Genomic DNA, 18904 nt, shown 5'->3' on the forward strand with positions numbered 1-18904 from the left:
CAATCAAAGGAACACCAGTGACAGCAACACAACAGTCCATTGACTTGGCACGCGCTGCGGCGCGGGCAGCATCGGACAAACTGGCTCAGGATGTGACAGCCATCGACGTCAGTGAGCGTCTGGCCATCACCGATATCTTCTTCATCGCCTCCGCTCCCACCGAGCGTCAGGTTAACGCCATCGTTGATGGCATCGAAGATGAATTGCACAACTTTGGTCTGCGTCCGGTTCGCCGCGAGGGACGGTCAGGCGGCCGTTGGGTCCTGCTCGACTATGCCGACATCGTTATCCACGTGCAGCACGAAGAAGACCGTGTCTTCTACGCCCTGGAGCGGCTGTACGGGGAATGCCCCGTCATCGACCTGCAGCTTGATGCGGCCGACCCGTCGGCTGCTCCTGCCGCAGAGTAATTCGAAGACCAGAATCAGCACTCTGAATTGCCCCGTGTGGGGCTCTGGATGGGACATTATCACTTGATGGTCAACCACTCACCTGGGCGTTCAGTCCTGCAGCCCGCCGGTCCACGCCGGCGGGTGATTTTTTGGCGCCACGGGCGTACCTCTTGGAATGCTGCCGGACGCTTCCAAGGGCAAAGCGACATTCCCCTGGATGACGTTGGTGCCTCGCAGGCGAGCCGAGCAGCTGCCCTGCTCGCCGGTAAATTGGGTTCTGCCAGCAATGCGGACCACGCTGTGCGGATCATTTCCTCGGATCTGTCCCGCGCCTACTCCACTGCACAAGAATTAGCCTCGTTGATTGGCACTCCGGTCGCGGCGGATCCGCGCCTGCGGGAAACCTTTGGCGGGGAATGGGAGGGTAAGACCTTCGAGGAGATCATCTCCAGCTATCCCGAACAAATCAAGCTCTGGCAACGTGATGAGCCAGGTATCCGGGCCGGTGGGGGAGAGACCCGCGTTGAAGTGGCCCAGCGGATGGTGGACGCGGTTTTGGACAGTGTGGCGGAATTGCCTGACGGCGGCACTCTGGTCGTGGCCACGCATGGCGGGGCTACCCGGGTGGCTCTGGCTAAGATCCTGGGTCTGCCCGAGCCGTTGTGGCGCACTCTGTCCGGTCTTTCCAACTGCCATTGGTCAGTGGTTGAAGCCGCAGATCCTGCGGTTGATGGGACGGGTGTGGGGCGTTGGCGGTTGCTTGAACACAATGTCGGAACGCTTCCGCAGCCCTATGAAACACCCGAAGATCTAGCCGAACCGGTCGAGGACTAAAGTCCGTAACATCGCCGATTTGGCACTACGCCAAAACGTGCTCTAAGATAGACAGGTTGCTTCAGCCAAGACCGACAGGTCAGGGAAAAAGCAACAAGGCAACAAAGTGTTTGGGGCTGTGGCGCAGCTGGTAGCGCACCTGCATGGCATGCAGGGGGTCAGGGGTTCGAGTCCCCTCAGCTCCACCAAAACAAACTCCGGCCAGCTACTTCTGTAGCTGGCCGGACTTTTTGTTTGCCCAAGAAATCCAAGGGCTACCGGGGTTAGGAACTGGGCTGCGCACTCATCGGGCACAGATTCACCAAGATCGTGCGCGCAGTGGCACAATGATGGCGTGTCCACGCCAAAATCTCTTCCTTTTCCCGCCGCCCGCAGTTTTGAGCCGATGCCATGAGATGCCCCTGTCACAGCGGCGAGCAGTTCGAAAGCTGCTGCGCTAAATACCTCACCGTTACTGTTGGCGGGCAGCCCGGCTACCCGCCCACGGCTGAATCGTTGATGCGTTCGCGCTTTAGCGCCTTCGCCCTGCACGATGCGGACTATCTCCTGCGCACCTGGCACCCAGATGAACGCCCGGATTCGCTGGAGTTGGACCCCGATCAGCAGTGGTACCTGCTGGAAATCCTCGGCACGCAACGCGGCGGCCCATTTGATAGTGATGGCGTGGTCACCTTCCGCGCGCACTACCGCTCGGCTGCCGACCGGAAGCTGCGCGATTCCTTCACGGAAACCAGCAGCTTCGTCAAAGCCGGCAAACAGTGGCTGTACGTCAAAGCGCTAGATCTTCAGTAGTCTTCCTCGCCGGCTGGTCTAGGTTCTTGCGCAGCCTGTGGTGGCGCAGCTTGTGAACCACCTGTGGGTGCTGCGGCGGTGGCCTGTTCGGCCAACGCGTGGCGCGCGTGGAGAATGTCTCCAATGAACCAGTCATACAGCAACACGCCAATGACACCACCAATGATCGGTCCCACAATAGGCACCCAGAAGTACCAGCTGAACGCGCAAGGCACTCCGGTGATTGTCCCTGGGATGGAAACATCGCCCCAGCCGGCCAACCAGGCAAAGACACGGGGGTCAAAGTCACGGGCAGGGTCTATGGCGTATCCGGCATTCGCTCCGAAGGACATGCCGATTGCGGCCACCTCGAAGCCAATCATGAGGGGCCCAGATTCACCTTGAGCGCCATATTAGGCATATCCATGGTGGCAACAATGAAGATCACCAAGAACGCCGTACCCACGATCTGATCGATCAGCGGGATGGAAAGATCTCCCTTGAAGTATGGTGCGGGGAACCTGGCGAAAATGGAGAGGGTCGCCAGACCTCCGGCTTGGTCCCGCTGAGTCTTGGCCGCCGTATTGAATGAGTCAATGGCGTTGAAGTACACCACGTACAGCAGCGCTGCGGCGGCAAAGGCGCCACCACCAGCGCCACAGCTCAGGCCAACCCCACGTGATCAGCAGCCAGTCCCTGGAAGTGCCGCGACGGCCAGGGCGACCGCCCCGCCATCAAAACAAATCACGACGAACGTGTCGAGGAATTCCGCGAGCAGTTCTCCCCACACTCCGCCCACACGTTTGAGTTTGCTGCCATCCCGAACGGTTCTGTGCAGCGGTGTGATTTCACTCATTTCTAACATCCTTCGAGTCGTCGATGATGGCGACATATCTTTGACTGAAGAGACTGATTTCTGTAGAGATCTGCTGTGATCTTAGGCACCCTGAGGTGTGTGGGAACTTTTCGCCAGATCACTAAAACACTGCACGGTAGAGTTGAGCAGTGGAGGAAAATAGCGGTATCCCAGTCGACTCAGGCCAGCCAGCGCGCAGTGTCACGGTCGGTAGCGAGCGTAGTGACAGCCTTGCCTTTGATTTTGGGCAGTTGCGGAGGTTTCCCGATATCGAGGCGGCGAACCTCTTTGCCCACGACCCCACCGATGAGTTGATCCTGCGGGAAGCGGCCAGTGTCTTGGCAATCTCCGACGGCGGACACGTCGCCATTGTGGGGGACCGGTACGGGGCGCTGACCCTGGCCACCGCGTCGATCCACGGGCTTACGTCTTTGCGGGTCCAGCAAGACGGGCTCTCTGGCGAGCGTGCCTTGGCAGGCAACGCCGAACGGGCAGGTCTTTCCGGGCAGTACACGTCCATGGCCTTGGGGCCGGAACTGTTCGCCAATGCCCAAGTGGTGCTGTGGCAGCTGCCGCGCAGTCTCGAGGAACTTTCAGAGATAGCGCAGCTCATTAGCGCCCATGCTGCTGCGGACGTGCAGGTTTTTGCTGGCGGCCGCATCAAGCATATGACCTTGGCCATGAACACCGTTTTGGCGGCACACTTCTCTTCCGTGGTCCCCGGCCGAGCCTGGCGAAAGTCCCGCCCGCTCACGGTGACCGGTCCGGTGCAGGAGGGCACGGCGTCGAGCTTCCCAAAACGCGAATTCCACGCCGATGCGCGGCTCTGGCTGTGCTCCCACGGGGCAACGTTTGGCGGCACAAAGATTGATGTTGGCACCCGCTTTCTGCTCGAATTCCTGCCGGAGATGCGTCAGAACGCGGCCGTGGCCATCGATCTGGGATCAGGCAACGGCACCATCTCTGCGGCGCTGGCGCAGGCCCGGCCGGACTTGAGCGTCATCGCCACGGACCAATCGGCCGCCGCTGTTGCCTCCACGAAAGCTACCGCGCTGGCCAATGGACTGGCAGATCGGATTCAAGCCGTGCGCGATGACGCGCTGGCAGGATTCGCCGCAGGATCGGCCGATCTGATTGTTCTCAACCCACCGTTCCACGTTGGTGCCACCGTTCATGCTGGCATTGCCCACAAGCTATTCGCTGCGGCATCACGCGTCCTGGCACCCGGGGGAGAGCTGTGGTGCGTGTACAACAGGCACCTGGATTACAAGGGTGCGTTGGCAAAAACGGTGGGGGAAACGCGCGTGGCCGGACGCAATAGCAAGTTCACCGTTACGGTATCCATCAAGGCCCAGTTAGCAAGCGCTTAAACAGAAGTTCTACAGCCCGTCGTGGCGTGCACCTGTACATGCTTGCGCCGGGGTAATCTGGCATCTGGGAATGGTGGGGGACGGCATTGCCCAAACAGCTGGTAGTCACCAGCGCATGATTTTTCAAGGAGAAATAAGTTGGGTGTTCCTGAGTTGGTTGTGCCGCAGCGCCGCCGCGGTACAAACCTCCCCAAAATGGGAGATTTCAACCAGGCAGTAATCTTGGATTCCATCAGACGGTCCGAAGAAGGCCTGAGCCGTGTTGAATTGGCCGCCTCCGCCGGTTTGGCTGCTCAGACGGTGTCCAACATTTGCCGCCGCCTGCTGGATTCAGAACTGATCATGGAAGCTGGCAAGGAGACCTCCGGTCCCGGCAAGCCACGCACCATTTTGCGTCTGAATCCCAAAGGCATGTACGCGATCGGCCTCCACATTGACCCGGCGCTGACCAGCTATGCCTTGTTGGACGCTGTAGGCTCCGTTCTGGTGTCCGTGGATGAACCCACCGATCTTTGCAGTCCGCCAGCGGAAGCCGTGGCCGCCATGGGACGGCGCATCCGCCACATCATTGCAGAATCGGGCATTCCCGAGCAAAGGATTGCCGGCGTAGGCGTAGCCACCCCTGGCCCCGTGGATGCCAGCAGCGGAACCGTTGTTGACCCGCCCCACATGACCGGATGGCACCGGGTACCCCTGCGCGACATCCTGCAGGAGATCACCAAACTGCCCGTCGTCATGGACAAAGACGTCACGGCTGCGGCCGTCGCCGAGCTGTGGGCCGGGGCCGATGCCAGCGCTACCGACTTCATCTTTGTCTACATTGGTACAGGCATTGGAGCAGGCTTGGTGCTCAATGACGAAGTAGTCCGTGGCGCCTCAGGCAACGTGGGCGAGATTGGGCACATCATTACCGATCCGGACGGGCCGCCGTGCGATTGCGGACGCCGCGGCTGTGTCAAAGTCACGTGCATGCCCGAGACCCTAGTTGCTCAGGCCCGTGCGGCCGGAGCCCTGCCGGGCCTCGCTGAGGGACAAACGCCGTCGTTGCCCGATGACGTGGCAGCCCTGGTGGCAGCCGCTGCCGATGGTAATTCTGCTGCCAAGGACGTGTTGGCGCAGTCCGCTCGCCGCTTGGCTGGAGCTGTTTCAGTCCTGACCAACTTGTTGGATGTGGAGCGGGTGGTTTTCGGCGGGCCCTTCTGGCCGGCCCTGGCACCGACGTACCTGGCCCAGATGCCAGCGCTCCTGACACACCTCAGCGTCACGGACAGCGTTCATTCCGTGGACGTTGCAGGCACCATTGTGAACTCGGGGGAGGAAGCTTTTGGGGCAGCCTGCCTGGTCATGGAAAAGACCTTCAGCCCCAGGGCGGCCCAGCTGTTGTTGGACTCCAAGGGCTAGGTCTGCCCGGCCCCGCCTCCGGGCGGGCAGCACTTTGGGGCTGCTAAGCAGCTTCCGGCGGCCCAGCCAGGGTTAGTCCACGTCTTCCACGATCTCACCGAAAGGGATGGCAGGATCTGTGTGGGCTTGAAGTACATGGGGTGTGCGTACGATCCGCACCCCGTGGTCTTTCTCGGCCACTGATTGCTGCAATACCGGTAGGACGGTGGCAATAAAGTTCTCGTCCTTGCCCTGCAGATACGCCTCATACACAGCTGGTAACTGGCTCATGAACCTTACTGTAGTCCGTGCCAACACGGGTGGACAGGGGTGTATGGGAAGTTCTCCCCATTGCACCTGGACCCTAGAATGTATGAACTGGTCTGTATGATCTGCCCCTGATCAGTGTCATATGAAAGGTTCCACCATCGTGATTTCAACTAGCGTCAGCTCGTCTCTCGATCAGGCCGAGTTAGCGCAAGCGCAGCAGGTCATCGGCAAAATTTCTCGAAGCTTTGAGCACAAAGTCGTGGGGCAGCAACGCCTGCGCGAGACCCTGCTCATCTCGCTCATGACCGGTGGGCACGTGTTGCTCGAATCCGTGCCGGGCCTGGCCAAGACCACTGCCGCGCAGACGTTGGCAGAATCAGTGAGCGCCCTGTTCCACAGGATCCAGTGCACCCCCGATTTGCTGCCCAGTGACATTGTGGGCACTCAAATCTATGACGCCGCACAGGGAACCTTTGTCACGCAATTGGGCCCGGTGCATGCCAACATCGTTCTCCTGGACGAAATTAACCGCTCCAGTGCCAAAACGCAGTCGGCCATGCTGGAGGCCATGCAGGAGCGTCAAACCACCATTGGGGGCCACGTCCACCACTTGCCGCAGCCGTTCATGGTCATGGCCACCCAGAACCCCATTGAGCAAGAAGGAACCTACCAGCTGCCGGAAGCTCAGATGGACAGGTTCATGCTCAAGGATGTGCTGGACTATCCCAGCCCCGTTGAGGAAGCCGAAGTGATCAGGCGCATTGATTCCGGCGTGTTCTTAGCGGGTGCAACCCCAGCGCCTGTCGCTGATCTGGCGGCCATTCGGGCCCTGCAGGAAAGCGTCAAAAAAGTTTATTTGGACCCGGCCCTGATCAACTACATTGTTGGCCTGGTCTACGTGACCCGGCACGCTGCCCAGTACATTGATCCGGCATTGGCCAGGCTCATTGAATTTGGGGCCAGCCCCCGGGCCAGCATTGCGTTCACCCAAGCATCCAGGGCACTAGCCTTGCTGCAGGGCCGCGACCATGTCATCCCGGAAGATATCAAGGCTCTGGCAGATCGAGTGTTGCGGCACCGGATCATCATGGGCTTTGAAGCAGTGGCAGAAAACGTTGGCGTTGAAAAGGTGATTGCCGCCATCGTTGACTCCGTTCAAACGCCGTAAGACTGCCGTGACAACACTGTTGACAGGCGTCAAAGCCAAAATGTATATCTTTGCCCACCGCCGGGCCCGCGGCGTGCTCGACGGCGAATATGCCTCTATCTTCCGTGGCCGCAGTCTGGATTTCGATGACCTGCGCGATTACGTGCCCGGCGATGAGATTAGCGACATCGATTGGAAAGCCACAGCCCGTGTGGGCACACCGCTGATCAAGCGTTATGTGGCCACGCGCAGGCAGCAGCTTCTCTTCGTGGCAGATACCGGCCGAAATATGGCTGCCACATCCCGCGGCGGTGATATCAAAAAGAACCTTGCCGTCATGGTCATGGGTGTCATGGGCCTGCTGGCCATCAGGCACGGTGACTCCGTGGCGCTGGTTCATGGCCACGGGGCGAGCACCTCATCCCTGCCGGCCAAGGGCACCGAGTCTCATGTGGAGAACGTGTTGCGCCACATGGATGCCTCCTCGCTGGAGCACGGGTCCAGCGACCTCTGCGCCAGGCTGGAATATGCCGCCTCCCACATCAAGACCCGCACCCTCATGGTGGTCATCGCTGATGAGATCACAGTGGGTGAGCGCCTGGCCAAGGTCCTCCGGCGTCTCAACGCGCAGCATGAAATCCTTTGGGTGGAAATTGCCGACGCCGTTCTGGCCGGCCCTGATGCGGTCCATAACGCGGACGGTGTGGGCACGGATGTGCAGGGGATGGAGCAGGTGCTGTTGCTCCTGGCCAGCGAACCGGAACTTGCCCGCCACTATGCGCAAGCAACGGCGGAACGCGCCCATGGCCTGGCCGAACTTCTCAAGTCCAATGGCATTGCGCAGACTCGCATTGGCGCAACGGAGGACGTCATGAAGCAGGTCTTTGCGCTGCTGGAAAGGCACCGACGTGCACGCTGAAGGCGAATTTTATGCGCCCCTTGGCTACTCGGTGTGGTGGCCGCTGCTCGGGGTGCTGCTGCTCATTCTCTGCGCCGGTGCGGTGGCCTGGATCTGGGTTGCCACGAAACCTGCCAGCACCACGGGGGTCCCGGATTTTGTGGCGCCCCGGAACCCCTCGGCCGTCAAGGAAAAGTACTGGGCCCTGATTGTGGACATTCAAAACAGGCACGACGCCGGAGCCTTGGACATGCGTGCGGCCCACCTTGAGCTGAGCCTAGCCGTGCGCACCTTTGTGCACGAGATGACAGGGCTCAAGACCCAGCGCATGACCCTGTCCCAGCTGCGCGAACACCGGCTGCCATTGGCCGGAGACGCCGTGGAACTGTTCTACCCGGCCGAGTTTTCCCGGGCCAGCGGACACTCTTCCGTGGCGGACTCGGTGCAGACAGCCAAGAATGTGGTGTCGCAATGGCGCTGAAATATTGGTGGCTCCTGGCTCTAGGACTTGCTGCCTTGGTTACCGTTGTGGTGGTCTTGTGGCGTCGTCGCACCGCTACAAACAGCCATTTGCCGGTGGCCCATGCGGAGCGGCTCACAGCCCTGCCCGCCTATCAGCGCGCCGTGAAACGGCGCAGGACGTGGCTCACCACTGCCGTGGCCGCCGTGGCCGTGCTGGCAGTGTCACTCCTGGTAGCTGCGGCTCGCCCCGTCACCGAACGCACCAGCATTCCCGAACAGCTCAACCGGGACATCATCTTGTGCCTGGATGTCTCCGGTTCCATGCTCGACACCGATGAAGCGATTGTGCGTGTGTTTGCCAAGCTGGTGGAAAAATTCAAGGGCGAGCGGATTGGCCTGACCATTTTTGATTCATCTGCTGTCACGGTGTTCCCGCTCACGGACGATTATGATTTTGTGGCCGAAGAGCTCAAGATCGCCCAAAAGGCGCTGAGTGTGGATTCCACCTCCTTTGAGTACTTTGCTGGAACCTACGAGGCGCCAGGGTCCTCGCTCATTGGTGACGGACTGGCCAGTTGTATCAACGGCTTCCCCGCCGTAGCCGATTCGAAACGGTCCAGGTCGGTGGTTCTGGCTACCGATAATCTGTTAGCCGGAAAGCCACTCTTTAGCTTGTCTGAAGCCACGTCATTGGCCCAGAAGGCGGACATTCGGATCTATGCCTTGAACCCTAATGACTATGGGGCCGACTCGCTGTTCGGGAAAGCTGCAGATGGTCTGAAAAAAACTGCCTCAGTGACCGGCGGCGCCTACTACGCGCTGGAGTCTGAGTCAGCCGTTCCTGCCATTGTGCAAAAAGTACAGGCCACAGAAGCGGCACTCCTCAAGGGCGCTCCGCAGCGTACCTTGTTGGATAATCCTGGCTGGCCGCTGGGGGTGGCCCTGGTGTCTTTGCTGGTTTTGCTCACCGCGGGCTGGAGGCTGCGACGATGACACTTCTTCCGATATTGCCGATCTGGCTCTTCATCATCCTGGCTGTGCTGCTGGTGGCCGGCGCTACCTTCTTACTGGCCAAGGGTGCCACACCAGCGCGCTGGCGTTATGGTGCTTTGGTGCTGCTCGTCCTGATTGCCTGTGCCCGTCCGGGGCTGGTGGGCGCCAGCGCACCGGTGGCGAACACCGAACTCAATGTGTACTTTGTGGTTGACGTGACACCCAGTGTTGCCGCCGAGGATTACAACGGAAAATCTCCGCGCTTGGACGGTATGAAGGAAGATATCCGGGCGCTCGCCACCGAACTGGCCGGGGCAAGGTTCTCACTGCTCACCTTCGACTCCAAGGCGTCCGTCACTATGCCCCTGACCACCGATGCCACGGCACTGGACACAATGACCCAAGTACTCACGCCCAAGGCCGTGTACATCTCCCAAGGCAGCAGTATCAGCGTGGCCAAGCAACTCCTGGCCCAGAGGCTGGCCGCAGCAGCCAAGACTCACCCCGAACGGCCGCGATTGGTGTTTTATTTGGGCGACGGCGAACAGACAGCGGATTCTGCCCCGGAGCCGTTTAAAGAAAATGTGGAGCTGATTGACGGCGGTGCCGTGCTTGGCTACGGGACCGCGGCGGGAGGAAAAATGCGCGAATTCAGCTTCAGCAGCGGTTCCCCCGGTGGTTACATCTTGGATAAGTCAAAAAACTACCAACCCGCCATTTCACGCATTGACGAGAAGGCGCTGGCCGGCATAGCCGAACAGTTGCAGGTGCCCTACGTCCACCGAGAGCAGCCAGGGAACATTTCCTCGGCATTGGGGAAAGCGAGCCCCAAGGCAGCCGCCTCCGCACCTGAGGGAACGGACTCACGCCCCGGCGCTGGGCGCACGGAACTGTACTGGATCTTTGCTTTGGCCGCCTTTGGTGTAGCGACATGGGAACTTCTTTCACTCAACCGCGCCTACCGGCAGATGCGAACCCCGGGTAAGGACCGCTCATGATGAACCCTCGAGCGTTGGATAAGAATCAGTCAGCAAAAACCTCAGCCACCGTTTCTGACACCACGGCCACGCCCGATGCCCCTTCCTTGCAAGCTGCTGCTCGGCACAGGCGGCGCAAGCTGTTACTCATCGCAGCCCCAGCGGTTCTGGTCACCGCAGTGGTGGCACTGAAACTGCTCAGCCTGCCACTGGCCGCTGGGCAGGCGGCGCATGCCTACGAGGCCGGCAATGCAGACGGAACGGTCCGCGCCGGGCAGGCCCTGGGCGTGCTGAATATGGTGGAGCGCTACAAATCCCATTTTGCTGTGGGGGATGGGTACGTGCTGCGCGGAGACTTCGCCGCGGCTAAAGAGGAATTTGATGCAGCCTTGGAACTGGTACCGGCGCAGGAGTCCTGCAAGGTGCGGGTGAACCTGGTGCTCACTCTTGAGAAACTTGGTGAGGCGAAGGAAAAAGCTGGGGACACGGCGTCGGCCATGGAATTTTTTGCCCAAGGCAGCGAAACAGTGGCGCAGGCACCGCGGGATTGTTTTGCTCCCAGCAGCCCCAACAATGAAGACGGGGAGGGTGATGCTCTCCGTGATGCGGCGAAGCGGCTTCAGGATAAGCAGTCTGCCGCTCAGTCCGGGGGAGAGGGAGGCAAAGAGGGGGATGGCGAGTCTGAGCAGCAAGCGCCGCCGCCCGCGAGCAAAATGGAGCAGTTGCAGGAGTCCGGCCAGAAGGCACAGGCCGAACGTAACAAAGGCGAGAAGATGGACGAGTTTCTTGAACAGGATCCCGAGCCGCACGCGAAGCCTTGGTGACGGCTTCGTTATGGACTCATGATCGACCCACAATGGTGCACTAATTCGGTTTGCTGACTCAAAAGTCACCATTAGTCGAACGGGATTGCTGAAATATTCCGTAAAGTCTCGTAGTAATTCGATCCTTGGCTTGCATGGGGAGAACGGGGCTGCCTATAGTGGACACACGTTAGCTCCTCAACGTGTGTCAGCGACCTTCAGATCAATCGAAGGTGTGGGTGCCCCCATGTGGGCCTGACATTTGCTCGCGGATCAAGCCACTGAATGCGCCATAGCGCGCAGTCCAGCGCTTGCCTCCGTATGTTTTCTTCGAAAATGTGACTGTTGCTCCCTTTAGGTGTTCTAGAAGCCTGCGGTGGCAACGGCCGACCCATCCTCAAGGACCCCAGCAAATGTCTCCACCGAGCCTGATACAGGCGTCGGCGCAAGCATCGCACAGTGCGCCGATTGCCCTCTCCTATGAACTTTTCCCACCCAAGACTGATGTCGCCGAGTCCACGCTGTGGGACACCATCCGCGCCTTGGAAACCACCAATCCGGATTATGTTTCCGTCACCTACGGCGCCAATGGCAGTAACCGTGACACGGCCGTTGAACTGCTCCATCGGCTCCTGCGGGAGACCTCCCTCTTGCCCCTGGCGCACTTGACGTGCGTGGGGAACACAGCAGATGAACTGGCGGAGATCGTCACGGAGTTGTTGGACCACGGCGTCCGTGGCATCTTGGCCCTGCGGGGGGACTTGCCCCAGAATGCTCCGGCGGAACGAAAAGCTGGATCACTGAACTACGCCCAGGACCTGATTGAACTGATCCGCCGCGTGGAACAGCGGCGCTCGGCGATGCTGTGTGCCGGGAAGGTGGCCATTGGTGTGGCAGCCTATCCGGCGCGACACCCGGAATCGCCGTCCATTGAACACGATGTGGAAGTGCTACTGGCCAAGCAACGCTCTGGTGCTGACTTCGCCATCACCCAGGTGTTCTTCCACGCAGACCAGTACAAGAGCCTGGTCACCCGGGCCCGCCGCGCTGGAGTCAGCATTCCCCTCATTCCAGGGGTTATGCCGTTCACCAGCCTGCGTCGTGTCAAGCGTTTGGGAGACCTGACAGGGGTTGAGCCAAGTGCGCAGCTTCTGGATGATCTGGGCCGCGCCGATGACGCAGCGCAGAGCCGGAAGGTTGGGGTCAAGGCCACAGTGGATTTGGCCAGAGCCGCCCTGGACGCTGGCGCACCCGGCATTCACCTGTACACGTTCAACGAGCACGCGGCAGCTCTTGAAGTCCTGGACAAGCTCCAGCTGCCCCGGCCTGGACGTCCCCAAGTAGGGCCCCGAGCCGGCGCATCCCGCCTAGTGCGGGCCTAGCCGCTTCGCCTGGCCCACCACACCTTTGCTCTTCAAACATTAAAATCTTTGTCTTAAAAATCTAAGGAAATAGCCATGTCAAACACCTCTGCATTCCCCGCCGCCTCCCTGCTGGGCTACCCTCGCATTGGCCGCCGCCGCGAACTTAAGAAGGCCATTGAGGGCTTCTGGGCGAACAAGATTGATGCCACCGAGCTGGATGCTGCAGCTAAGGAAATCCAGTTGGGCACTGCCCGCCGCCTTGCCGAGCTGGGACTGAGCGAAGCTGGAGCCATTCCCGGCACCTTCTCTTACTACGATCAGGTGCTGGACGCCATCACCCACATTGGCGCCGTCCCGGCCCGCTTTGGTGAACTGCGCAACGCCGATGGCCAGCTGGACATCAACGCCTACTTCACTCTGGCTCGTGGCACGGTTGAGCAGCAGCCACTGGAAATGACCAAGTGGTTCGACACCAACTACCACTACCTGGTGCCGGAGATCGGCCCGGAGACCTCCTTCTCGCTCACCTCAACCCGCGTGGTGGAACAGTTTGAATACGCTTTGGCCAACGGTTTTGAAACTCGCCCGTACCTGGTTGGTCCGGTCACGTTCTTGCTGTTGAGCAAGGCCTCCGATGAAGCACCGGCAGATTTCAACCCGTTGTCCCGTCTGGAAGATGTGCTCCCGGTTTACGTTGAACTGCTGAGCCGCCTCGGTGCCGCCGGTGCCAGCTGGGTGCAGTTGGATGAGCCGGCGCTGGTCGCCGATCAGGATGTGCCGCTCGCCGAGATCCAGGCTGCTGTTGCCCGCAGCTACGAGGTGCTTGGTGCAGCAGTCTCCCGTCCGCAGATCCTTGTCTCCACCCCGTTCGGCGCCCTGCGGGAACTGCTGCCTACCCTGGCAGGTGCGCCCATCGAGGCCCTGCACATTGACGCCTTCAAGGGTGCCGTTCCCTCCTCTGAAGAGCTGGCCCTGCTGGCCGGCAAGACGGTAGTAGCCGGTGTTGTGGACGGTCATAATATCTGGCTCAACGATCTGGCCGAATCGGCTGCCCGGCTCGATACCTTGAAGGCTGCCGGCCTCACGGTCACCGTCTCCACCTCTACATCCACACAGCACGTCCCGCATGACGTCACCGAGGAAACCCAACTGTCGGCGGAACTGCGCAGCTGGTTGGCGTTCGCAGACCAGAAGGTCACCGAAGTGGTGACGCTCGCCGCGCACCTGGCGGACCCGGCGTCGTCCGCTGACGCTATTGCGCAAGCATCAGCCATCATTGCCTCCCGCGCCGTGGCGGCAGGTGTCAACCGTCCGGAGGTGCGTGACCGCTTGGCCGCACTGACCCCGGCCGACTTCAACCGCTCGGCGTATGAAGTGCGTGAGGCAGCGCAGGAAGCTGCGCTGGCACTGCCGCCGCTGCCCACCACCACCATCGGGTCCTTCCCCCAGACCGGGGAAATCCGCTCGGCCCGTGCCCGCGCCAACAAGGGTGCCATCAGCTCCGATGAGTACACCACGCTGATGAAGGATGAGATCAAGCGCGTCGTCGAGCTGCAGGAAGAGCTGGACTTTGATGTCTTGGTGCACGGCGAGCCCGAGCGCAATGATATGGTCCAGTACTTTGCTGAAAACCTCGAAGGCTTTGACGTTACGGTCCATGGCTGGGTTCAGTCGTACGGCAGCCGCTGCACCCGTCCTTCCATCCTCTGGGGAGATGTGACCCGCGAGAAGGCCATCACGGTTTCCTGGGCCGAATATGCCCAGTCACTGACCAGCAAGCCCATGAAGGGCATGCTCACGGGCCCTGTCACGATATTGGCGTGGAGCTTTGTCCGCGATGATCAGCCCCTGGGCGACACCGCCAACCAGGTGGGTCTGGCACTCCGTGATGAGATCGCTGATCTGGAAGCCGCCGGTATCAAGATCATCCAGGTGGATGAGCCCGCCCTGCGCGAACTGCTCCCGCTGCGCCGGGCCGACCAAGGCGCTTACCTGGACTGGTCGGTCAACTCCTTCCGCCTATCCACTGCCGGTGCGGGCGACGCCACCCAGATCCACACTCACCTGTGCTACTCCGAATTTGGGGTCATCATTGACGCCATTGACGGACTGGATGCCGATGTGACCTCCATTGAGGCGGCCCGCTCCCGCATGGACGTAGTCAATGACCTCGAGGCACACGGCTTTGGCCGCGGTGTTGGTCCGGGTGTCTATGACATCCACAGCCCCCGCGTCCCCGGACAGGCTGAGGTCTCCGAGCTGCTGGGCACCGCCGTCAAGCACGTGCCGGCCCGTCAGCTGTGGGTCAACCCGGACTGCGGTTTGAAGACCCGCGGCTACGCCGAGACCGAAGAGTCCCTGCGCAACCTGGTCAAGGCCACGAAGGAAGTTCGCGCCCAGCTCGTCTCGCACACGCACTAGCGCCACCAGCTCTACCAGCCACACAGCGCCCCGGGCCACTACACAAGTAATGGCCCGGGGCGCTGTGCTGTTGGCACCCAGCGCATATTACTGGCGGGTAACGTCAGGGTTGCGGGTAGGGGTAGATTAAAGCCATGAGTGTACAAGAGAGCGTCGCAGCAGCCCGGGCAGTCTTCAAGACCGGCGCCACCAAGCCCCTGGCATGGCGGGTACAGCAGTTGCAAGCCATGAATAGCATGCTCGTTGAGCACAGGGACGACTTCACCGCTGCGTTGGCCGCCGATCTGGGCAAGCACCCGGCAGAGTCATGGCTGACCGAGCTGGGCTTCCTCACCTCGGACATCGCTCACACCATCAAGCATCTCGAAGGCTGGCTGAAACCGCGCAAGGTTCCTGTGCCCCTTGCACTTGCGCCCGCCCGGGCACAAACGGTCCTTGAGCCGCTCGGCGTCGTGCTGGTCATTGCGCCGTGGAATTACCCGATCCAGCTGCTGCTGGCTCCCATGATCGGCGCGCTCGCAGCCGGTAACACCGTTGTGGGCAAGCCCAGCGAAATGGCACCTGCCAGCTCGGCGGCGCTGGCCCGCTGGATCCCCGAATACCTCGAGGGGGCGGTGACCATCGTGGAGGGTGGCGTGCCGGAGACCACCATGCTGCTCGAGGAACGCTTCGACCACATCTTCTACACGGGCAATGGGCGAGTTGGGCGCATTGTGATGGCCGCCGCCGCCAAGCACCTGACGCCCGTGACGCTGGAACTGGGCGGAAAATCGCCCGTCTACATTGACGAGTCCGTGGACATGATTGCCGCCGCCCGCCGGATCGCCTGGGGAAAGTTCATGAACGCCGGGCAAACCTGTGTGGCCCCGGACTATGTGCTGGGCACCGACGCGGCTCTGGCCAAGCTCGCCAAAGAACTGCCGCTGGCCATCGAGGACCTTTACGGCGCGGAGCCGGCGCACAGCCTGGCCTACGGCAGGATCGTCAATGACGGCGCCTTTGCCCGGATCACCGGACTCTTGGCCCATGATCTAGCGGACGACGCCGGATCTGCTCTCGTCAGTGGGGGAAGCTCGGACGCTGCCACGCGCTACATCGAACCGACGGTGCTCCATGTGGATGCCGCGGCCGAGTTGATGGAGGAGGAGATCTTTGGCCCCGTGCTGCCGTTGCTCACCGTAGGGTCCGCAGAGGAGGCCATTGCCTTTATCAACGAGCGGGACAAGCCGCTTGCGCTATATGTCTTTAGCAGCGATGAAAGTGTGCGGGCGGACTTCATGGAACAAACATCCTCCGGTGCTCTGAACTTCGGGGTCCCCGTGGCGCATCTGTCCATTCCCGGGCTGCCATTTGGCGGGGTGGGGGAGAGTGGCATGGGAGGCTACCACGGTCAACTTTCCGTAGAGTCCTTCTCCCACCACAAGGCTGTGCTGGACAAGCCGCTGTCCCCGGACACCCTCTCGCTGATTTACCCGCCGTACGGTGCGGTGAAGAAACAAATCATCAAGCGTCTTGTGGCTCCGGCGAAGAAGCCGAAGAAGTCTTAGAAGTTCCAGAAGCCTCAGGGCCCGTTACGGTTTGAGGTCAACGTGGCTGGTGCCAGTAACCTCGGCGAGGACGCCGGCCAGCTTGTCCACAAACAGCTCCACCCGGGCCGTTCGGCTGTCATTGATGAGTAGGGCAAAGATGTTCCGGGCCAGCCGAATCTCCGGAACGTCCAGGACCACTACGTTCTCGGCCCGCCCTTGCAAGGCCAGCTCGGGCACCAAGGCGGCGCCCATCCCCACGCCAGCCAGTTGCAGGCTGGCGTTGAAATCGTCACTGTAAACGGCCACGCGCGGATGCAGATTACAGCTGGCAAACAGCCGCTCGATCACCGCCGCATCGCTGGTCCCCGGGTGGTGCATGATCCAGGGCATGTCAGAAAGCTGAGCGGCCTCCATGACTGATCCGGGCTGGATACCCCACGACTTGGGTAGCACCACCCTGAAGTTATCGTCGCCGATCCACTGCCGGTTGAGGCTGTGCGGCCACGCCAGCCCAGATTGCCCCACTTGATACACCAAGGCCACATCAAGTTCGCCGTCCGTCCGCAGACCGCCAATGGTCTGCTGTGGCTCGCCGACTGAGACATGCAAATTGATGCCGAGGTCCGGCCATTGCGGGCTGGCCAGGAGCCGCGGCAACACATGGGTAGCCAAGGAAGGGAAGATGCCCAGACGCAGGTCCTGACCCGTGCCCGCCTCGGTCCTGGCGCTCGCAGCCAGGAGGGCGTCAATGTCCGTGAGTACCTTGGTTGCATGCCGTGCCATGACTAGGGCGGCATCCGTTGGCTGCACACTGCGGGCGGAGCGTTGGAAAAGTTGTACCCCGCTGTCTCGTTCCAAGGTGGCCATCTGCTGTGAAACGGCCGACGCCGTGTACCCCAGTCGTGTGGCCGCGGCGGCAAAGGAACCGCGGCGGACAACTTCGAGCAGGGTCCGCAGGTGCAGCGGGTTGATCACAGGGGAGCCTCTTTCTGATGGACTGGCGCTTTTCTTGAAAGTTAGTGGGAGAGCCATGGAGAGCTCTAGGGAAAGCATAGACGGGCGGCTTCCGAGTCGCTGACGGAGGCGGTGGCCAGGCGATGGGCAACTACTGGCGGTGTCAGCGCACGGGTGGCTGATCATCGGGTTGCTCGGCCATCTGAGGCCCTATACCAGCAGCCTCGCGCTGCCCTGCTCACCGGGGGCCAAACACTAGAGGCGACACGCCGCAAAACTAGACACGCCGCACATTAATTTGTGGCTAAGTAGTCCACAGCCTGTGGACAGCTCGCTTTAAACCTTGAGTTCTGGCGCATTTAAAATCCACAGCCTGTGGATGACGGGTGCATAAAATAACAAAGGTGTAATACATCATGTTGGGGTCTTTCGCGGGGGCATGCACTAGATGTAGTATTGAATCATCGATTACAGCAGTTTGGGCCGATGCCCAAAAACACTGGCGAGGCCGTAGCGGAAGCTGTCAGGCCCCATAGGCGGTGAGCGGGCCCCGCGGGGCATGAACGCTAAATTTTAAGAACAGTTTTATGAAAAAAGGGGAACTCGATCATGACCGTTACGGTTTACACCAAGCCTGCATGCGTCCAGTGCAACGCCACCTACCGCGCCTTGGATAAAAAGGGCATCACCTACAAGAGCGTGGACATCTCCACCGATCCGGAAGCTCTCGAGCACGTGCTCAGCTTGGGTTACCAGCAAGCTCCTGTTGTGATCACCGACGCTGACCACTGGTCAGGTTTCCGCCCGGACAAGATTGCCGAACTGGCTGCCGCCGTCGAAAGCGATGCTGTCCTGGAAAGCGTCAGCGTAGCTTAAGTGATCCTGCGGGCCTGGTGCCTGCGGAATCGACATCAGTTCCCGTGCGCACCACGCGCACACGTGGTGGCTGGTCAGTAAAACTGCCAGCCACACACCCGCACGTAAGTAGTTGAAAGCGAAGGCCATGTCAGCCGTTGCAGCAGAAGCCGCAGTAGGTGAGATCACGTCTCGAACCACCAGCAGCCCGCTGATCTATTTTTCCTCAGCCTCTGACAACACCCACCGTTTCGTAATGAAACTGGGAGGTGACGTGGCCCGATTGCCAATTTATACCTACGAAGAAACCCTCCTGGCGCAAGAGCCATTTGTCTTGGTCCTCCCCACCTATGGCGGGGAGAATCGGCTGGGGGCAGTACCAAAGCAAGTCATCAAGTTCCTCAATGTGGAACAGAACCGGAAGTTGATCCGCGGCGTCATCGGCGCGGGAAACACCAACTTCGGGGAAACGTATTGCCTCGCCGGGGACATCGTCGCCGAGAAGTGCCACGTACAGCATTTATACCGTTTTGAACTCATGGGAACATCTGATGATGTAGACCTGGTTCGCGAAGGATTGGAAGAATTTTGGACACGATTGTCTCTGACCAAGAAGTTGCTGTGAAGG

At 60.5% G+C, this 18904-nt stretch carries 21 protein-coding genes and 1 tRNA gene; 17 read left to right on the forward strand and 5 right to left on the reverse strand.

Translation table 11 applies throughout. The features are described from left to right. The first annotated feature begins 17 nt into the window (after window positions 1-17). The 4 genes from rsfS (at window position 18) to CXQ93_RS14950 (ending at window position 2018) form a co-directional block, all read left to right on the forward strand. Window positions 18-410: a ribosome silencing factor gene (gene rsfS, locus CXQ93_RS14935; RefSeq protein WP_104111226.1), complete on the forward strand. Its 393-nt coding sequence runs from the start codon at window positions 18-20 to the stop codon at window positions 408-410. A gap of 48 nt (window positions 411-458) precedes the next feature. After that, window positions 459-1226 carry a histidine phosphatase family protein gene (locus CXQ93_RS14940; RefSeq protein WP_258069027.1) on the forward strand — a complete coding sequence of 256 codons (768 nt, stop codon included), beginning with the start codon at window positions 459-461 and terminating at the stop codon, window positions 1224-1226. Window positions 1227-1338: 112 nt separating this feature from the next. After that, window positions 1339-1414 (forward strand) — tRNA-Ala (locus CXQ93_RS14945). 202 nt (window positions 1415-1616) lie between these two features. Further along, window positions 1617-2018, forward strand: a complete 402-nt coding sequence (locus CXQ93_RS14950) for a YchJ family protein (RefSeq protein WP_104111228.1) — start codon at window positions 1617-1619, stop codon at window positions 2016-2018. On the opposite strand, the gene CXQ93_RS20865 is transcribed toward CXQ93_RS14950, so the two are convergent. The 3 genes from CXQ93_RS20865 to CXQ93_RS20875 all read right to left on the reverse strand — a co-directional run bounded on the left by CXQ93_RS20865 (window position 2012) and on the right by CXQ93_RS20875 (window position 2853). After that, window positions 2012-2380, reverse strand: a complete 369-nt coding sequence (locus tag CXQ93_RS20865; protein ID WP_219817364.1) for an aquaporin — start codon at window positions 2378-2380, stop codon at window positions 2012-2014. The two genes, CXQ93_RS14950 and CXQ93_RS20865, sit on opposite strands and share 7 nt — an antisense overlap. Continuing rightward, entirely contained in the window at window positions 2377-2613 is a 237-nt protein-coding gene (locus CXQ93_RS20870; RefSeq protein ID WP_219817365.1) for a hypothetical protein, read from the reverse strand. Before CXQ93_RS20870 ends, CXQ93_RS20865 begins: the two co-directional genes overlap by 4 nt. A gap of 66 nt (window positions 2614-2679) precedes the next feature. Further along, window positions 2680-2853, reverse strand: coding sequence for a hypothetical protein (locus CXQ93_RS20875; protein ID WP_219817366.1), 174 nt, complete (start codon window positions 2851-2853; stop codon window positions 2680-2682). Window positions 2854-3002: 149 nt separating this feature from the next. Between CXQ93_RS20875 and CXQ93_RS14960 the strand changes: the two genes are divergently transcribed. Both CXQ93_RS14960 and CXQ93_RS14965 read left to right on the forward strand, forming a co-directional pair. Beyond that, window positions 3003-4223: a methyltransferase gene (locus CXQ93_RS14960; RefSeq protein ID WP_308470628.1), complete on the forward strand. Its 1221-nt coding sequence runs from the start codon at window positions 3003-3005 to the stop codon at window positions 4221-4223. A 195-nt stretch (window positions 4224-4418) separates the two neighbouring features. Continuing rightward, window positions 4419-5624 carry an ROK family transcriptional regulator gene (locus CXQ93_RS14965; RefSeq protein ID WP_104111312.1) on the forward strand — a complete coding sequence of 402 codons (1206 nt, stop codon included), beginning with the start codon at window positions 4419-4421 and terminating at the stop codon, window positions 5622-5624. Window positions 5625-5696: 72 nt separating this feature from the next. Here CXQ93_RS14965 and CXQ93_RS14970 read toward each other — a convergent pair whose 3' ends face one another. Continuing rightward, the gene (locus CXQ93_RS14970) at window positions 5697-5894 is read right to left on the reverse strand and encodes a hypothetical protein (RefSeq protein ID WP_104111229.1); all 198 of its coding nucleotides are present in this window, start codon (window positions 5892-5894) and stop codon (window positions 5697-5699) included. Between the two features lie 139 nt (window positions 5895-6033). On the opposite strand from CXQ93_RS14970, the gene CXQ93_RS14975 reads away from it, so the two are divergent. The 9 genes from CXQ93_RS14975 (at window position 6034) to CXQ93_RS15015 (ending at window position 16485) form a co-directional block, all read left to right on the forward strand. Beyond that, entirely contained in the window at window positions 6034-7041 is a 1008-nt protein-coding gene (locus CXQ93_RS14975; protein ID WP_104111313.1) for a MoxR family ATPase, read from the forward strand. Further along, complete coding sequence (locus tag CXQ93_RS14980; RefSeq protein WP_258069028.1) at window positions 7019-7939, forward strand: DUF58 domain-containing protein; 921 nt, start codon at window positions 7019-7021, stop codon at window positions 7937-7939. Before CXQ93_RS14975 ends, CXQ93_RS14980 begins: the two co-directional genes overlap by 23 nt. Beyond that, complete coding sequence (locus tag CXQ93_RS14985) at window positions 7929-8399, forward strand: hypothetical protein (protein WP_104111231.1); 471 nt, start codon at window positions 7929-7931, stop codon at window positions 8397-8399. The genes CXQ93_RS14980 and CXQ93_RS14985 overlap by 11 nt, the downstream gene beginning before the upstream one ends. Continuing rightward, entirely contained in the window at window positions 8390-9373 is a 984-nt protein-coding gene (locus CXQ93_RS14990) for a VWA domain-containing protein (protein ID WP_104111232.1), read from the forward strand. Before CXQ93_RS14985 ends, CXQ93_RS14990 begins: the two co-directional genes overlap by 10 nt. Next, a complete protein-coding gene (locus CXQ93_RS14995; protein ID WP_104111233.1) occupies window positions 9370-10371 on the forward strand; it encodes a VWA domain-containing protein in 1002 nt (333 codons plus the stop codon). Before CXQ93_RS14990 ends, CXQ93_RS14995 begins: the two co-directional genes overlap by 4 nt. Next, window positions 10368-11174 carry a hypothetical protein gene (locus tag CXQ93_RS15000; protein ID WP_104111234.1) on the forward strand — a complete coding sequence of 269 codons (807 nt, stop codon included), beginning with the start codon at window positions 10368-10370 and terminating at the stop codon, window positions 11172-11174. Before CXQ93_RS14995 ends, CXQ93_RS15000 begins: the two co-directional genes overlap by 4 nt. A 392-nt stretch (window positions 11175-11566) precedes the next feature. Further along, window positions 11567-12535 carry a methylenetetrahydrofolate reductase gene (locus CXQ93_RS15005; protein ID WP_104111235.1) on the forward strand — a complete coding sequence of 323 codons (969 nt, stop codon included), beginning with the start codon at window positions 11567-11569 and terminating at the stop codon, window positions 12533-12535. A 75-nt stretch (window positions 12536-12610) separates the two neighbouring features. Further along, window positions 12611-14938: a 5-methyltetrahydropteroyltriglutamate--homocysteine S-methyltransferase gene (gene metE, locus CXQ93_RS15010; protein ID WP_104111236.1), complete on the forward strand. Its 2328-nt coding sequence runs from the start codon at window positions 12611-12613 to the stop codon at window positions 14936-14938. 134 nt (window positions 14939-15072) lie between these two features. Then, window positions 15073-16485 carry an aldehyde dehydrogenase family protein gene (locus CXQ93_RS15015; protein WP_104111237.1) on the forward strand — a complete coding sequence of 471 codons (1413 nt, stop codon included), beginning with the start codon at window positions 15073-15075 and terminating at the stop codon, window positions 16483-16485. A gap of 24 nt (window positions 16486-16509) precedes the next feature. Here the strand turns inward: CXQ93_RS15015 and CXQ93_RS15020 are convergent, their stop codons facing one another. Further along, on the reverse strand, window positions 16510-17442 hold the full coding sequence (locus CXQ93_RS15020; protein ID WP_104111238.1) for a LysR family transcriptional regulator: 933 nt from the start codon (window positions 17440-17442) through the stop codon (window positions 16510-16512). A 588-nt stretch (window positions 17443-18030) separates the two neighbouring features. Here CXQ93_RS15020 and nrdH point away from each other — a divergent pair. After that, window positions 18031-18297, forward strand: a complete 267-nt coding sequence (gene nrdH / locus CXQ93_RS15025; protein ID WP_104111239.1) for a glutaredoxin-like protein NrdH — start codon at window positions 18031-18033, stop codon at window positions 18295-18297. A 127-nt stretch (window positions 18298-18424) separates the two neighbouring features. Continuing rightward, window positions 18425-18901 carry a class Ib ribonucleoside-diphosphate reductase assembly flavoprotein NrdI gene (gene nrdI, locus CXQ93_RS15030; protein WP_104111240.1) on the forward strand — a complete coding sequence of 159 codons (477 nt, stop codon included), beginning with the start codon at window positions 18425-18427 and terminating at the stop codon, window positions 18899-18901. Window positions 18902-18904: the final 3 nt, after the last annotated feature.

The organism is Arthrobacter sp. N199823 (assembly GCF_002929705.1).
In the GTDB taxonomy this organism is placed as follows: Bacteria; Actinomycetota; Actinomycetes; order Actinomycetales; family Micrococcaceae; genus Specibacter.

Excerpts from the sequence above, each read along its gene's own strand:
- CXQ93_RS14950 (WP_104111228.1), top strand. The coding sequence starts at position 1,617 with ATGAGATGCCCCTGTCACAGCGGCGAGCAGTTCGAAAGCTGCTGCGCT.
- CXQ93_RS14940 (WP_258069027.1), top strand. The coding sequence starts at position 459 with ATGGGACATTATCACTTGATGGTCAACCACTCACCTGGGCGTTCAGTC.
- CXQ93_RS14995 (WP_104111233.1), top strand. The coding sequence starts at position 9,370 with ATGACACTTCTTCCGATATTGCCGATCTGGCTCTTCATCATCCTGGCT.
- CXQ93_RS15005 (WP_104111235.1), top strand. The coding sequence starts at position 11,567 with ATGTCTCCACCGAGCCTGATACAGGCGTCGGCGCAAGCATCGCACAGT.
- CXQ93_RS14970 (WP_104111229.1), bottom strand. The coding sequence starts at position 5,894 with ATGAGCCAGTTACCAGCTGTGTATGAGGCGTATCTGCAGGGCAAGGAC.
- CXQ93_RS15000 (WP_104111234.1), top strand. The coding sequence starts at position 10,368 with ATGATGAACCCTCGAGCGTTGGATAAGAATCAGTCAGCAAAAACCTCA.
- CXQ93_RS15015 (WP_104111237.1), top strand. The coding sequence starts at position 15,073 with ATGAGTGTACAAGAGAGCGTCGCAGCAGCCCGGGCAGTCTTCAAGACC.
- CXQ93_RS14990 (WP_104111232.1), top strand. The coding sequence starts at position 8,390 with ATGGCGCTGAAATATTGGTGGCTCCTGGCTCTAGGACTTGCTGCCTTG.
- CXQ93_RS14965 (WP_104111312.1), top strand. The coding sequence starts at position 4,419 with ATGGGAGATTTCAACCAGGCAGTAATCTTGGATTCCATCAGACGGTCC.
- nrdH (WP_104111239.1), top strand. The coding sequence starts at position 18,031 with ATGACCGTTACGGTTTACACCAAGCCTGCATGCGTCCAGTGCAACGCC.
- metE (WP_104111236.1), top strand. The coding sequence starts at position 12,611 with ATGTCAAACACCTCTGCATTCCCCGCCGCCTCCCTGCTGGGCTACCCT.
- nrdI (WP_104111240.1), top strand. The coding sequence starts at position 18,425 with ATGTCAGCCGTTGCAGCAGAAGCCGCAGTAGGTGAGATCACGTCTCGA.
- CXQ93_RS20875 (WP_219817366.1), bottom strand. The coding sequence starts at position 2,853 with ATGAGTGAAATCACACCGCTGCACAGAACCGTTCGGGATGGCAGCAAA.
- CXQ93_RS20865 (WP_219817364.1), bottom strand. The coding sequence starts at position 2,380 with ATGATTGGCTTCGAGGTGGCCGCAATCGGCATGTCCTTCGGAGCGAAT.